Annotated in this window: 10 protein-coding genes; 1 reads left to right on the forward strand and 9 read right to left on the reverse strand. The window is 67.2% G+C overall.

What is annotated here, in order from left to right; genetic code table 11:
- Positions 1-138: 138 nt before the first annotated feature.
- The 9 genes from ACQKLX_RS20330 to ACQKLX_RS20370 all read right to left on the reverse strand — a co-directional run bounded on the left by ACQKLX_RS20330 (position 139) and on the right by ACQKLX_RS20370 (position 13453).
- Positions 139-2886, reverse strand: a complete 2748-nt coding sequence (locus ACQKLX_RS20330; protein ID WP_427363377.1) for an ATP-binding cassette domain-containing protein — start codon at positions 2884-2886, stop codon at positions 139-141.
- Positions 2883-5069 (reverse strand): NHLP family bacteriocin export ABC transporter peptidase/permease/ATPase subunit, encoded by a 2187-nt coding sequence (locus tag ACQKLX_RS20335; RefSeq protein ID WP_427363378.1) that lies wholly within the window; start codon positions 5067-5069, stop codon positions 2883-2885. The genes ACQKLX_RS20330 and ACQKLX_RS20335 overlap by 4 nt, the downstream gene beginning before the upstream one ends.
- The gene (locus ACQKLX_RS20340) at positions 5066-6349 is read right to left on the reverse strand and encodes an NHLP bacteriocin system secretion protein (RefSeq protein ID WP_427363379.1); all 1284 of its coding nucleotides are present in this window, start codon (positions 6347-6349) and stop codon (positions 5066-5068) included. The genes ACQKLX_RS20335 and ACQKLX_RS20340 overlap by 4 nt, the downstream gene beginning before the upstream one ends.
- 6 nt (positions 6350-6355) lie before the next feature.
- Positions 6356-8323, reverse strand: a complete 1968-nt coding sequence (locus ACQKLX_RS20345; protein ID WP_427363380.1) for a RiPP maturation radical SAM C-methyltransferase — start codon at positions 8321-8323, stop codon at positions 6356-6358.
- Between the two features lies 1 nt (position 8324).
- Entirely contained in the window at positions 8325-9203 is an 879-nt protein-coding gene (locus ACQKLX_RS20350) for a GNAT family N-acetyltransferase (protein ID WP_427363381.1), read from the reverse strand.
- Positions 9187-10716 (reverse strand): radical SAM family RiPP maturation amino acid epimerase, encoded by a 1530-nt coding sequence (locus tag ACQKLX_RS20355; protein WP_427363382.1) that lies wholly within the window; start codon positions 10714-10716, stop codon positions 9187-9189. The genes ACQKLX_RS20350 and ACQKLX_RS20355 overlap by 17 nt, the downstream gene beginning before the upstream one ends.
- Before the next feature lie 6 nt (positions 10717-10722).
- Positions 10723-11121 carry a Nif11-like leader peptide family natural product precursor gene (locus ACQKLX_RS20360; protein WP_427363383.1) on the reverse strand — a complete coding sequence of 133 codons (399 nt, stop codon included), beginning with the start codon at positions 11119-11121 and terminating at the stop codon, positions 10723-10725.
- 549 nt (positions 11122-11670) lie between these two features.
- A complete protein-coding gene (locus ACQKLX_RS20365; protein ID WP_427363384.1) occupies positions 11671-12501 on the reverse strand; it encodes an outer membrane protein in 831 nt (276 codons plus the stop codon).
- A gap of 106 nt (positions 12502-12607) precedes the next feature.
- Positions 12608-13453: an AprI/Inh family metalloprotease inhibitor gene (locus ACQKLX_RS20370; RefSeq protein ID WP_427363385.1), complete on the reverse strand. Its 846-nt coding sequence runs from the start codon at positions 13451-13453 to the stop codon at positions 12608-12610.
- Positions 13454-13610: 157 nt separating this feature from the next.
- On the opposite strand from ACQKLX_RS20370, the gene ACQKLX_RS20375 reads away from it, so the two are divergent.
- Positions 13611-14549, forward strand: coding sequence for a helix-turn-helix domain-containing protein (locus ACQKLX_RS20375; RefSeq protein ID WP_427363386.1), 939 nt, complete (start codon positions 13611-13613; stop codon positions 14547-14549).
- Positions 14550-14816 lie beyond the last annotated feature (267 nt).

Consider the following 14816-nt stretch of genomic DNA (forward strand, 5'->3'; position numbering starts at 1 on the left):
CCAGACGAAGACGGCGATCCTCCATCGACCGTCGATCGCTCGAGATCCGGGCGGCCACCATCCTGCGACTGAGCAGGCAGCATCGCTTGCTCAGAGGGCGATGGCGCCGTCAGGCAGACCATGGCGCGTGATCCGTGTTCAGAGCATTTGGCGCTCGGCCATCGCCCGGAACCGCGTCCCTTTCGCCAGGAGTTCGAGATAGCTGCCGCTTTCGACGACACGGCCGTCCTCGATTACATGGATCAGGTCGGCCGAGGTGATCGTCGAGAAGCGCTGGGCCACGACGATCTGCGTGCAGTTGAGGCTGCGCAGCCCGGCGACTACCTTGTCCTGCGTGACGTTGTCGAGTGCGCTCGTCGCCTCGTCGAGCAGCAGGACACGCGGCCGGCGGATGATGGCGCGAGCCAGCAGGATGCGCTGGCGCTGCCCGCCCGACAGGCTGACACCGCCATCCGCGATGCTGGTCCGCAGCCCCATCGGCAGCGCGGCGACGAAATCGGCGAGTTGGGCGATACCCAACGCATCGAGGACCTGCTCGTCCGAAAATGGCAGGCCGCAGGCGACATTGTCGTAGAGCGAGCCGGCAAGCAGGCGCCCGTTCTGCAACACCACGCCGTAGCGCTGGCGCAATTCGTGGACGTCGAGCAAGCGCATATCGGTGCCGTCGACATGGACGGCGCCGGATTCCGGCACGTCGAAGCCGAGCAGCAGGCGGATGACCGAGCTTTTGCCGGCACCGGAAGCACCGACGATGGCGACGAAGCGGCCCTCTGGAATCCGCATCGAAAGTCCCTTCAACGCCAGTGGCGCATCCGGCGCATAGCGAAAGCGGACATCGCGCAGCTCGATCTCGCCGCGCAACCGGCCAAGCCTGGCGCCCTTCGCCTTCGGCTCTTCCGGCGCTTCGAGGATCGGCCAGACACGTTCGAGATGCGGCTTCATCATCGCCAGGAAGAGCAGCCCGCGGGTCATCGCGAGCATCGCTCCGACCGCCTGGCCGAGCGCCAGGTTGAAGGCGACGAAATCGGCCGTGCCCATCAGCGGCATGGCGACCACGCGCTCGTTGTCGGCGCGGAAAATGGCGAGGAGATCGCCGCTGGCGAGGCCGAGCACGACCAGAACGGTCGCGATCACCAGCGGATCGAAGGCAGAACGGGCGATCACCAGCCGGTTGGCGAGCCTGCGCTGTTGCAGGTTGAGGTCGACGGCCCCGCGATAGACCGACAACCAGCGCAGGAAGGCGAGCTTCTCCGCCCCCGCCACGCGCAGCTTGGCGATGGCACCGACGAGTTGCAGCACGATGCCTTGGGTCCGGCCTGCCAATTCCAGCGATTCGAAGTTCAGGCCGATCACTCGCCGGCCGACCAGATAGGCGCACGCCCCGAACAGGATCGTCGCGAGCAGGACCACGACAGTGACCTTCCAGCTGTACCAGGCCATCAGGACGAGGCTGAACAGAAGCGTCGCCGCAGCCGAGGCGAAGGTCGTCAGCGATTGGCTGAGCAGGCGCCAGACGGCGTTGAGCCCGCCGGCACGCGCAGCCAGATCCCCGGCTGTGAAGCTGCGGAAGAAGCTGGGCGGCAGGTTCAGCAGCCGGATCCAGAGCGCCGCCTGCACGCGATTGTCGGCCACCGATTGGATGCGCAGGGAAGCCAGTGTCTCGACGATGAAGCCGGTCGTCGCACCGATGCCGAGCAGCACCAGGAAAGCGGTCACGACCACCGCCTGCGACCTGTCGGCGTCCGGGATGATCGGGTCCATCAGCCAACCGAGAAGGATCGGGCTCGCGAAGGCGATCAGCCCGGCGACGAGCAGCGTCACGCCGATGACGGCGATATCTCCGCTCCTGCCCCTCAGCGCGAAGCTCAGCAGCGACTGACGGGAGAGATCGGCCTGCGGCAGTGGCCGGTAGAAGGCGTAGGCGGTGGTGCCGACCATCGCGGCATTGCCCGGGCCGATCGGCACCGGGCCGTCCGGCCCATGGGCAACGATACGGCCGCCTTCGGGCAGCAGGGCACAAGGCACCTCCTGCGGCCCCCAGCCCCCGACGAGCGGCCCGATGTCCTGGCTCCACCACGTGTCACCGAGGCCGACAGCCCGATACTGCAGGCCATTGTCGACCGCGATCTCGGCGATCGCCTCCTGCGCCGCCTCGGCCGGCAGGCGGCGGGGCGGCGACGCGTCCAGGCCATCATGGCGCAGCACGAGCCGTGCCGCTTCAGCGACCGTCTCGACCCGCTCGACGGCCAGCCGCGCGCGCGCCGTGCCGATCGCCTGGGCGATGGCTCCCAGCCCCGCGCTCAGAGCCCGCTCTGTCGCATGCCTGTCCCGCGTCCGACCACTCAGGCGCGCCTCGCGCTCCGCCTGCCTCGCCGCGACCACGGCCGCCAGCACGTCATGCACGAGGTTCGGCTCGGCGCGCACCTCCGGCGCCGTCTCGCCACCGCGGGCCGGGAGCCATTCCGCCAGCGCATCGCGCCAGCCGCGCAGCGCTTCGTCGAGCAATTGCGCAACCTGCGGATCGGCTGCGAGCCTGGCGAGCGCGCTGCCGTCGATCTCCAGGATCTCGGTGCTGATCGCCGGCACGCCGATGGCGCGCGAGCCGTCCTCCGGCACGGGAAGCGCGCCGATCAACCCGCCGGCCTCGATCCGGGTGACCGGAAAGCGCCCCTGCGCATCGGCAAGGAAGAGATCGACGGTGCCCGACAACACCAGCCATCCTCGGCCCGGCCGCGCCAGCTCGATGACGTCATGGCCGCCGACCACCCTGCGGGCGCCGGCGTTGCCGAGCGCGAGCGCGAGTGGGCCGGCAGGAGCCGCCCAGTCGGCCGCCAGCAATGCGTCCAGACCGCCAGCCTCGCCGATCAATTGTTCAAGCGCGTTCATGCCGCACTCACCAGCCTTGCGTAGACGCCTTCGGCATTCGTCAGCTCCGCATGCGTGCCCTGCTCGACGATGCGGCCGGCCTCGAGCACGAAGATGCGGTCGCAGTCGCGCACCGTACTCAGCCTCTGCGCCACGATGATGCAGGTGATGCCGCGCCGGCGGATATTGTCGTCGATCCGACTCTCGGTGATCGCGTCGAGCGCGGCCGTCGCCTCGTCGAGCACCAGGATGTCCGGATCGCGCGCCAGCGCGCGGGCGATCTCGAGCCGCTGGCGCTGACCGCCGCTGAAATTGCTGCCGCCCTCCAGCACCTCGCCGTCATAGCCGCCGGGGCGCGCCACGATCGTATCGTGAATGCAGGCGTCGCGAGCCGCCTGCGCCTGCCGGTCGGCCGCCAGAGACGGGTTGAACAGCGCGAGGTTGTCGCGGACGCTGCCCTCGAACAGGCGAATGTCCTGGTCGACCCAGGCGATAGCGTCGGTCAGCGCAGCGCGCGGCACATCGGCGAGCGGATGTCCGTCGTGCAGGATGCTGCCCCGGCTCGCTGGCAGCAGCCCCAGCAGCAGCTTGACCAGGGTGCTCTTGCCGCTGCCGCTGCCGCCGACGATGGCGACGCGCTGGCCAGGCTCGATGGAAAGATCGATGCCGTCGAGCACCGGCGGATCGAGCGGCCCATAGGCGAAGCTGACGCCGCGCATCTCGATGCGACCGTTCGGCCGGGCATCTGCCGCCTCCGTCGTCGCGGGTTCGGCGAGCAGCGGGTCCGTCGGACTCTGGAAGACGTCGTCGAGACGTGCCAGATGCGCCCGGGTCTCCTGGAGCTGGGAGCTCAGGCCCACGACCTGCTGCAGCGGCGCGGTGAAGCTGCCGAGCAGCATCTGGAAGGCGACCAGGCTCCCGATCGTCAGCTCGCCGTTCATGATCAGCAGGGCGCCGCAGCCGAGCACCAGCGCATTGGTGAGATGTCCAAGGAAGGTGGGCACCGCGTTGAGCCAGAGCGAGATGCGCCCGAGTGCCTGGGTCTGGTTGATCCAACGCGCCTGGTAACCCGACCAGATCCGAAAGAAATCCGCCTCCGAGCCGGAGGCCTTGATCGTCTCGATCGACATCAGCCCACCCATGCTCGTGGCGGCGATCCGGGCGTTCGTTGCGATCTGGACTGCGCTCGCCTCAGCCAGGCGCCGCTGCGCCAGCAGCGTCGCTGCGACCGTCGCAGCCGTGAGCAGGAGCGTCAGCGCCGTCAAGGGCAAGCTGTAGAAGCCCATCACCACGGCATAGAGCAGGGCCATGGCCGCCTGCACCGCCGCGGTGGGCAACGGGCCGGACAGCAGGATGGCAATCTGCTGGGCCGAATGCAGCCGCGAGACGATGTCGCCGTTCTGGCGCAAGGTGAAGAACAGGGCCGGCAGCCTCAGCACATGCCAGAGGAAGCGGGCCGAGATCACCACGGCGAGCTTCATCTGCAGGCGCATCAGCACGCGTTGCTGCAGCCAGGTCACCGCCGAGCTCAGCGCGACCGAGAGCAGCAGCACGGCGACGAGCGGCAGCAGCCAGGTGTCGAAACGACGGATCAGCACCTCGTCGATGAAGATCTTGACCACGGCGGGCGCCATGATCGCCGGCAGAGCGAGCATCAGCGTCGTTGCGCCCATCACCGCGAGCGCGGCCCGCGAACCTTCCGTCCACGCGAAGAGCCGGCGCAGCAGCGCTGGCGGGCGCCCCCCGGGGCGGAACTCGGGGCCGGGCCGGCACTCAAGCACCACGCCCGAGAACTTCGCCTCGAAATCGGCTTTGCCGACGACCCGCCGCCCCGAGACCGGGTCGTTGATCCGGATGCCGCCGCGGGCACGCCCCTCGACGACGACGAAATGATCGCCGGACCAGAAGGCGATGAACGGCAGGGCGACGCTCTCGATCGCCTCGGCCGGGACACGAAGCCCGCGCATCTCAAGCCCATAGCCGCGGCCTGCATGCACGATCGCGCTGGCACGCGCGCCATCGCGCGAGACGCCGCAGCTCTGGCGCAATTCGGCCAGCGGCACGAAACGGCGGAAATAGCCGAGGATCATGCCCAGTGCCGCAGCGCCGCATTCGGCCTGCTCCATCTGCAGCACGACGGGCGTCGTCACCGCCCGGCCCCAGCGCGCCGACCCCGGCATCGTCGCCGTCTCCGGCGTCGTCACGGCTGCGTCCATGTCCGCACGAGCGGCAGGATCAGCGAAGCCGGGCGCACCTGGTCAACGACGATCCGCGAGGCGACGGTCGTCCCGGGGGTGACGGGCGTCGGCGGCCGCGCCGCCGAGGTCCATTGCAGCGCGTCGCCAGCGCCCTGCGGAGCCGGATCGAACGTGATTTCGATTTCGATCGGCGCCCCCGCCTGCATCATCGTCGCGACCAGCGTCGGATCTCCGATCACCGCCTGCAGCCCCGCCTGGGACATCGGCAGCGTGCTGACCCGGGTCACATGCCCGCGGATGGCGCCATAGAGCCGATCGTCGATCGAGGTCGGGCTGACGAGCGCCGGCATGCCGACCGAGACGCGCTTGCCCTGGTCGATCGGGAGATAGGCGTGGGTGACGAGCCGATGCGTCGACGTGCCGGATTCGACGACCACGAGCTTGTCGCCGGCGACGACGGTCTGGTTGGCCTGCGTCGTGATCTCGCTGACGGTGCCGTCCACCGGACTGCGGATCGTCGCACCGATGCCGAACTGGATATCGAGGTCCTTCAGCCGCGACTCGGCATCGATCGTCTGCAGGGAGAGATTGGCCAGATTGCGCGCGACGCCGTTCTCGAACTCGACCTGGCTCGTCTGCGCAGAAGCGACGCTGTCGGTCATCTGCCGGATCGACTGCTCGACCGCGTCGAGCCGGTCGAAGGCCGCCTGCACCTGCTGGCGGGTCGTCAGTCCCTGCTGGAGCTGCTTGGTGTAGTCGTCGTAGAGCGACTGCAGCATGTCGCGATTCTTGTTCGCCTGGGCGAGATCGGACTGCAACGAGGTCAGGCGCTGCTGCAGATCCGCCTGCCGGCGCTGGATATCGGCATCCGAGCTCTGCTTGTAACGATTGAACTCGGCCTGCTGGGCATCGCGGCCCTGCCTGGCCGCATCGCGCCGCTCGGCGATCTCGTCGAGCGTGACGGTGACGAGCAGGTCGCCCGCCTTGACCTTGGTGCCGGCCGGCGCGTGGATCTGCGCCACCGTGCCGCCCGCTTGCGCCACGACATTCGCCACCTCGCTGCCGCGCAGCAGGATGATGCCTTGTCCCTGCGCGTGGAAGTCGAGACGGCCGAGCAGACTCCAGCAGACGATGCCGAGCACGCAGAGCCCGAGCCCGGCCAGCAGGATCCAGGTCGAGCGCGAGGTGAGGTGGATGGCTTCGTTGAGGCGCTCGGGGTCGCCGAAGGCCGGGGAAGCCCTGCGCTCCTGTCGATCATCGGCCGTCTTGTCGGTTCGTGCGTGCATGGCGGGTCAGGAGGCCAGACGCAGTTGCGGGAGCCGGCGCTCGAAATATCCGCCCGGAAAGGCACTCGGCGCAGGCATCAATATATGCGGCGCCCAGACCGGGAGCCCGACCAAGCGCCCGTCCAGCCGCAGCACGAGCCTGGCTTCGACCAGCTCGGCGATTGCGGCCTCGATGGCGGCGGGGCTGAAGCCGGCCTGTTCGAGGCGCTCGCGGGTACGCGCCTCCGGCGCTCCCTCGTCGGCCGCGAGCAGGACCTGCCGCGCCAGCCCGGTGACTTCGCGCTCGCGCATGGCAGCGATGGCACGCGTATCCTCGACGAGCAGCGCACCATCGACCTGCCGCATCGACAGCATGGGCAGCTTCGGGGCGTGCCAGGATCGCAGCCAGGCGTCGAGCCCGCGCGCCACGCTATGCAGACCGGGGCGGAGCGCGACATCCTTCGCGGCGCGATGGCCGCCGGGGTCCTCGGCGCCGATATCTTCGAAGTAGTAGACCAGATCGGAGAGCTGGTCCCGCGTCAGTGGATAGACGTGCCTGAAGGGTTCGGCCGGAGCGAGCTGCAGCCCGTAGTGCTCGGCGCGCTGGTGATAGGGGCTGTAGCGCTGGTAGCGCAGCCGCACCGCGCGGCCGGGCTGGAGATGATGCAGCGCCTCCAGCCACGGCGTCATCTGAGCGTACCAGTCATCGCTCTCACCGGGGAAACCCCAGAGCACGCTCCAGCTGACGCGCACGCCATATTGCCGGCACCATTTCAGCAGTTGGACATTGTGCGCGGCAGTCGTGCCCTTACCCATCAGCTTGAGCACGCGCGTATCGAGACTCTCGATGCCGGGCTGAATCCAGCGCACACCGGCGGCGGCGAGCTGCTCGACCTCGTGGCGCTTCAGATTGGCCTTGACCTCGAAGAACACGGAGAGCTTCTCGGGGTGCTCCGCCAGCCGGGGCAGCGCATCCTCGAAATAGTCGAGCGCCAGAATATTGTCGACGGCCTCGATCCGCGTGGAGCCATAGCGTTCCGCCATCGCGATCATCTCCTCGGCGGCCTGTGTCGCCGGCTTCTGGCGGTAGCTCATCGTGCCGCCGTTGAGGCCGCAGAACGTGCAGTGGCTGCGTTCGCCCCACCAGCAGCCGCGCGAGAACTCCATCGGCAGACCGGGGACGATCATCTCGCCATAGAGGCAATCGGCGAGCTCGGCGAAATAGTCGGAAAAATCGGGTAGCGGCTGCCCGCGCATGTCCTCGACCACGGCACGCGGAACCTTGTCGCCATTGCCCGAGACCGGATAGCCCCCGGTGCGATGCCGGGGACCGAAGACGCCGAAAGGCAATTCGTCCGCCGGGATGTCGCGGCCCCGCACCAACAGCTCGCGGCAAAGCGGGCCGATCAGCGCGTCCGCCTCGCCCGAGACGACATAGTCGACCCAGGGAAAGGCCTGATGCGTGGTGCGCCCCATCACGGATTCGCAATTGGCGCCGCCGAGCAGCGTCACGATCTCCGGAGCGCGTTCGCGGAGGCGGCGCAACAAGGCGAGCGACGGCACGTGCTGGCTGAAGGTCGAGGTGCAGCCGACCAGCGCCGGCCGCATCGCCAGAATCCTGTCCGCCGTCCAGTCGACGAAATCGGCCATGCCGGCGCGCAACCGCAGGAAGGTGGCGCGCAGCTCACCCTCGCGCTTCGCATGCAGCGAATTGCGCGCGAAATAGAGATCCAGGAAGCCGTCGTCCGCCGGCATCTCGGGAAAGGCGACGCCGGCGAAGAGCCAGTCGACCAGTGCCTCCTCGGGCAGGCAGCCTTCGAGCAGATGATAGTCGCCGACTCCGATATATTCGAGCAGCCACATATTGGGGTGGACCGCTCGGGCGGCGATGCCTTCCCGTTCCAGCAGGGCCTTGAGCAGGCCCAATCCCAGCGATGGCCGCTCGACCGCCGCCATCGGCATGTTGACGAGCACCACTGGGCTGCCCTGCACCATCTCACGCCACCTTCTTCATGGTGGTGCAGCCATAGGCCAGCCGGCTGAGCCAGGGCCGCATCCGCCTGAGCGCGAAGCGCGCCATGCGGGGCTCCGTGACCGGCACCGTGAACGAGAAATCGGTCAGCTCGGGACACCGTGCCTGGCGGTGCACCACTGCGAGCCAGAGCGCGCGCATCAGCCCCAGCCGCTGCAGCTCCGGACGCAGGAACGAACAGGTCCAGCGCAGGCCCGTTTCGTCGATCCGGTGCGTGATCACCCAGCCCTCGACCACGCCGCTCTCGCGGTCGCGGAGCGCCACGCTGGTCTCGCGGTCATGCCCGGGCTCGTGCAGGAAGGGATCGATCTCGTCATGGCCCCAATTGGCGAGCGCAGCCGCGAGCGTCCCGCGTTCGCCGGCCGAGAGCTCGTTCCAGCCGCGCACCTCGTAGCGGGCCGGCAATTCGGCCTCGACGAGCCAGGGTGTGCTCAGCGCATTCGCCACGGTGGTCGCGCAGACCAGTCGGGCCAGCACCGGGCGCGACCAGCCGCAGGCCATGAAGAACCGGGCATTGCCCTGGTCCTGCTCGGGCACGCTGAAGAAATGCACGCCGAGCCGATAGCCGCTTCCGCCGAAATGCGCTTCTACCGCCGAGAGCAGGGCACGGCCGAGGCCGAGCCGGCGGAAGAACGGCGCGACATGGAGCGAAAGCAGCTCGAACTGCCCGTCCGGACCCGGCACGGCGATGGCGAGTCCGGCGGCTGCGTCGTCGCCTCGTGCGGCAATCGCCACCGCCATATCGCCATGGCGCGCCTGGGCAACCGCGCGGACGGCCGGAAAGGTCAGGTGGCCAAGCCCGTCGAGCTCGGCCATGCCGATCCGCTCAAGCCGGAACGGCATGGCTCTCGCCGCGCGAAGCGGCCCGCTTCATGCGCATGTCCAGCCCTTCATTGCGTTGACCGGCGAAACGATCGTCGAGATCCTCCTCCAGCACCCCGGCCTCGTGCAGCTGATCGAGCAGATCGGCCACCGCCATGATTTCCATCCCGTTGCCGGCCACCTCAGCCACCAGGCTGGAAGCGGTATGCGAGCCGGCGGCGATCAGCTCGCCGATCGGGCGCCGGGCCACATCGTCGCGGATGTCGTAGTCCATGTTGCTGCAGTGCAGCCGGAAGCGACCGCTGTCCTGGCTGTAGGCGAGATCGCGCCGGAAGCGGATCGGCCGCTGCGCCGGCAGACCCGGCCGCATGTGCTCTTCGATGATCGCCGCGACGGCATCGCGGAAATCCTCGATCGAGGCGAAGTTGCGCTCCGCGACGATGCGGTAGCCGAGCGGCCAGCGCTCGCTGCCCGGCACCGGCGTCACCAGCTGGATACGCTTCTGCGGCATGCTGACGAGGAAACCGGACACGCAGGCGATGGTCGTGTGGTCGCGCTGCAGCAGCGAGATCGCGTCGTCCATATTGGCGGCGCGCAGCTTCTCGCGGCGGTCCCGCGCCCGGCCGGCCTCGGCCTTGGCGGTCAGCGATTCCTTGCTCTGCATCACCAGCTCCACCCCCATCAGCTCCTCGGCGGAGAAGGTCGCATGGATCTGGTCGAGCTGGCGGCGGGTCAGCACCGAGAAGCGGTTGGTCACCGTGCGATACTTGTCGAACAGCGCCAGCACGCGGCGGGTCAGGTCGAGATTCTTCAGCGGCGCAGCCGTCGTCGTCTGCGGCAGCGCGCCGGTGACCCGATAATAATCGTGCAGGAAGCGATCATAGTCGGGATTGTCGCAAGGATCGGTCGCCCAGTAGCAGAAGCCGGTCCGCACTGCCGGGCCGAACAGATCCTGCGCCACGCCGACCACGCCGCGCCAAAGCTCGGCGCTCTCGTCGGTATAGGCATAGTGTCCCTTGAAGCGGTCGGCCGACAGTCCGCAGAACCAGCAGCCGACGGTGCAGCCCTCGCTGAGCTCGAAGGCGATCACCGGATGGGTCACCGAGGCGGCGGAGCCGCCGAGTTCGGCTGCGCAGCGCCGCATCTGGCGCTCCCGCCAGGCATGGAAGCGCGGATTGGCCTGGGCCATGTCGCCCTCGTCGCGCAGCATGTCGCGATGCTGCAGCATCTCGCGCATGTAGACGTCCCAGGTGCCGGCGAGCGGCCATTGCTCGCCCTCCGGCTTGAAGCGGTAGTGCAGATAGTTGCCGCGCCAGAGCGGCAGCATCAGCCGCGGGTCGACGTCGATGCCGTAGCGCTCGGTGACACGCTGCGGCTCGTCGATGTTCTGCGCGAGCGCGTCGCGGAAGGACTGGTCGCCGACCAGCCGCTCCATGAAGCGCTTGATGTGCGCCAGCTCGTGAAGCTCCTTCGCCGAGCGGCGGGCGAACATCGTGCGATAGTGCCGCGTTGCGGCGGAGATCGCCCCGGTCATGTCTCGTCAGATCAATACGGCGGCGACGACGACTACGGCTTCGGCGGCGGCGGCGACGTCGGCCGCCGCTTCCGTCACTTGCACAGCGGTGGTGGCGACTTCGGCCGCCTCGACCGCACTCGTCGCCACGGCGGTCGTCTGGACGACCTTGGTGCTGGTGGCGACGGAGCTGTGGCCGCCATGGTGCTTGCCGCCGGCGATCGCGTCGAGCTGCCTGTCGGTCAGCTCGCGCGGGCTGTGCGACTGGATGTATTTCTTCGCTTCATCGAGGGTGAAATCATAGCCATGGGCCTTGCCCAGCGCGACGACTGCGGCAAGGCCGGTCGCCAGCGGCTTGACCTGAGCCAGCAAAGCCGGCTTCGTGGCGAGATCATTGACGAAACGTTCGGCTTCGGCGGCGGACATGGCGCAATACCCCCCTGGCTTGGTCGCCTAGACAATAAAATGTCGGATTTCTGCCCCGATCTATTTTGTAGATTTCGTTTCCTAACGTGATGTGAAATTGATTCCCGGCTTCTGAGTGAACGATCTTCTTGGTACGACCTGGATGCAGGAATTCTCGCTCGAGATCGCCCGCACGTTGGCCTTAAATAGAAGGGCGTCAACCGGATGAAACCCAATCAATGGCTCGATGTCTGAGAATATCATGACCTATAACGGGTGATAAGCTTTCTGATTTTTGTCGTATGGAAGCTTTAAATTCAAGATGAATGACTTTGTCTTTGATTCGTACTTGTGAAAGATTATGCGGAGACGCGCCGGCTAGAGCGAGAACCATCGGCGCCCCCTCAAACGACCTCAGCAATCGAACTCGCCTGCCACGTTATCATTCACGGCAGCGGCCGCTGCGAGCATCCCACCTGTCCATCCGCCCTCGTCATTACGGGCGGCTGGGAACCCAAGATTTGCTCGCCGGAGCCGCTGCCTCGATGATCATCAAGGCGGCAAGCAGCCTCAATAGGTCGAGAATTTCCAGTTCAAGCCGGCGCGCACGATGCTGCCATTGACCTTTCGCCGTGCGTTCGCTCCCAGGAACTCGTCATCCGGGTCGGTGGAGAAGCCAGTTACCGCATGTTTGGCGCGGCCGAGATCGTAGTAGAGATACTCCGCCTTCAGCGTCACGTTCTGGGTCAGCGCGTATTCCACACCGCCGCCGAGGGTCCAGCCGGCCCGTGTTCCGCTCCGCTGTCCGAACCATGCGCCGCTGAAGGTACCGTCATCGTCGAAACCGACGGTGGTGATGGTGGTCCGGTCCGCCGATCGCCCGAAGGCGACACCGCCGGTGGCAAAGACCAGCACCCGGTCGAAGGCGACGCCGACCCGGCCTCGAACGGTGCCCAGCCAATCGATGCTGGAACGCGTTCCGGTGGTAACGGTCGCGCTGCCGATGCCATCGGTCACCGTGGTCGCGTAGGCCGCCTGCTGCCGGGCGCCAAGATATTGCAGATCCGCCTCGGCACCGAGGACGAGCCATCCGATCTGGTGGTTGTAGCCGAGCTGGCCGCCGACGACGAAGCTGTCGTTGTCACGACCGAGTTGCTGCGGGACGAGCCTCGCCGCGTTGAATTCGGCGAAGTCGGCCGTATTGGCAAGCGAGTAGCCATACCGTGTCTGGCTCCTGTTCCAGGAGTAGCCGGCATTCGCGCCAAGATAGAAGCCCGTCCAGGTGAAGGCGGGAGGGGCTGCGACCGGCGGCGCTGCGCTACGGTTCGGGAGATCCGCGGACAGGGCAATGCTCGCATGGAAGACAGCAGCGGCAGAACATCCGGCAAATAGCTTGTTCATCAATGATCTCGACGCATGAGGAAACGAAGGTGGCGAAAAGGAGCTCTCTCGGAACCGAAAAGGAGCGCAATGTCAGCGTCCTGCCGGCATGTCAGGTTCGGCATGCTCATCCCGGGGCGCATGCGTTCGAATAGAGGATCTGCCGCCGGCCATTGGTCTCGACGAGCTTCACAATGTAGCCGGTCCGGCCGGCGTATCTCATCCGGCACCATTCGGCGCCATCGCCCTGCCTCGCACAGGAATCGGCGATGACGCAGGTGTCGACAGGAACGCGCGCGAGCAAGGGAGCGCTCAGGGACGGAAATTGGCGAAGATTAGCCGGATACACAATTCGGACCGTTGCGGTCTGTCCCTGTGCGAGACGCGGCGCCGCGAGATCCCGGGCTTCGGCACAGCGCTCGGACTGCCCATAATAGACCTGACACCCCCAGCTTGGGGATGTCGGCTCGTTGAACAGCGATCCGAATCCTCCGCGCTGCGCGCCGGAAGCGCTCAGCCGGATCGGGCGCCCGGCCTCGTCGGTGCCTGAGAGCTCGCCCCGGCCAGCGCGAAGCCTGATAAGCGGCCGCCCGGAGACATCGTCCAGCGAGATGCCCCCACGCCGCGGCTGCCAACGAGAGACGCTGACCAGTGCGGAACCGCATCCACGCGGATTGGCACGGTATCCGCCCATGATGCTGCCGGCCGCCGTCAGCTCGATGCTGCAGCTTTGCCGGGATCCAAAGGCATCGGTGAGCCTCACCGACCAGACACCTGCAAAGGGCGCCCCGCCGCGCTCCCATTGAGCGAGCGCGAGAGCGGGCGCGAGCAAGAGCACGGGACCCGCTATCGCGACGATGGCGAGGCATCGCGCGAGCCGGACACATGCCGCTCCCGGCAAGACGCGTAGACGAGGCGACAACCTTCTTCTCCAGCAGGGTCGTCTACAGTCTGGACCGCCCGCGCAACGCACTGTTAGGCGTAGTGTCTCATGTCGCCTTGTCCGCTCATCTCATCACGGTCAGGTTGTCATGCCGGGCTTGATCGTCTCCAATTGCTCGGGTGCGATTCGGTCTGACGCGCCCGGCACGGGGCATCGCCGGCGGCCTCTACCGGAGAGCAGACTTGGCATGATGGAGATCTCCACCGACGGGCTTCCACATAGCAGCCGCCTCGATTTCTGGTCGCAAACCGTGTTGAAGCGCATGGAGATCGACAAGCGCGCGGAGGACACGGCCGCCTTTCGCGCGGCGCTGCGGCGTATGAGAGGCGCTGCGGGCGAGTTTTGGGATCATGTCTCCACCGCGATCCATGTCGAACGCTCGGAGCAGCGATGCCGCGCCGACAGCGGCGCAGAGATTTATGTCGGGCTCGTCGTCGATGGACGATCCGAGGTGAGCCTCGGAGATCGACGTGTTCGGCTGCAGCCGGGCGACGTGTATGTGACGGATTTTGCCCGGCCCATCAGAGCTCATTGGCTCAGGCATCGGGAAGTCGGCGTGGTGTTCGCACCGGGCCCCAGCCCGCAGAACGTCGGACGCCTGGCCCCAGCCGGAGCCGTCAGACTTCTCTCGTCGCATCTGCGCACGCTCGCGAATGAAGCGCCGCGCTTGTCGCGCGAAGAGCAGGGCGCCGCCGTCGATATCGCCATACAGTTCGCTCGCCTGGCTCTTTCAAACGGCGATACGCGACAGCTGGAGGACGATGCGCCGACAGTGCTGGCTGCGATACGCCAGACGATCGCCCGGTACTGCGCCGACCCGGAGTTTTCGGTCGAGACGCTGGCCGTCTCGCTGGGCTGTTCGCGTGCTTCGCTCTATCGCGCATTCGAGCATGAGCCGATGAGCGTCGCAGCGGCGATCTGGGCGGCGAGGTTGGAAACCGCGCGCGCACTCCTGCTGGCCGAGCCCGAGGCGCCGATCGGCATGGTCGCGTTTCGCTCGGGCTTCCTCGATCAGGCCAACTTCAACCGCATGTTCCGGCGCGAATTCGGCATGGCTCCGGGGGAGTTCAGACAGGCGGAAAGAATGGCCCGCTCCGATACGAGGCGCTCGGCCGAGACCGCTTGAAAGCTCCGGCCCGTTGCAGAGCTGCCGAAGAGGCGCCCGAGCCTTCGGCAGCGACGGGACACTGCGAGGTTCTTCCTGCACGGGAGCACACCACCGGCTTGGGATGAAGCGAAGCAATGCAGGTTGGCACGGCACGTTGCCCGACCCAGCTGATGTGACGGGCGGATGCTCGGCCGAAGCCTGCGAGCCGAAACTTCCCCGAACCGTCGTGACGTTGTGAGCTCGCTATGGCATCGGACCGAAAAGTGGAATCCATTTTTTGGAAGA

Source organism: Allobosea sp. NPDC003192, from assembly GCF_050275675.1.
Lineage (GTDB): Bacteria > Pseudomonadota > Alphaproteobacteria > Rhizobiales > Beijerinckiaceae > Allobosea.

Bases quoted from the DNA above. Each gene is read 5' to 3' on its own strand.
- ACQKLX_RS20330 (WP_427363377.1), bottom strand. From the start codon at position 2,886: ATGAACGCGCTTGAACAATTGATCGGCGAGGCTGGCGGTCTGGACGCA.
- ACQKLX_RS20340 (WP_427363379.1), bottom strand. From the start codon at position 6,349: ATGCACGCACGAACCGACAAGACGGCCGATGATCGACAGGAGCGCAGG.
- ACQKLX_RS20345 (WP_427363380.1), bottom strand. From the start codon at position 8,323: ATGGTGCAGGGCAGCCCAGTGGTGCTCGTCAACATGCCGATGGCGGCG.
- ACQKLX_RS20350 (WP_427363381.1), bottom strand. From the start codon at position 9,203: ATGCCGTTCCGGCTTGAGCGGATCGGCATGGCCGAGCTCGACGGGCTT.
- ACQKLX_RS20355 (WP_427363382.1), bottom strand. From the start codon at position 10,716: ATGACCGGGGCGATCTCCGCCGCAACGCGGCACTATCGCACGATGTTC.
- ACQKLX_RS20360 (WP_427363383.1), bottom strand. From the start codon at position 11,121: ATGTCCGCCGCCGAAGCCGAACGTTTCGTCAATGATCTCGCCACGAAG.
- ACQKLX_RS20365 (WP_427363384.1), bottom strand. From the start codon at position 12,501: ATGAACAAGCTATTTGCCGGATGTTCTGCCGCTGCTGTCTTCCATGCG.
- ACQKLX_RS20375 (WP_427363386.1), top strand. From the start codon at position 13,611: ATGATGGAGATCTCCACCGACGGGCTTCCACATAGCAGCCGCCTCGAT.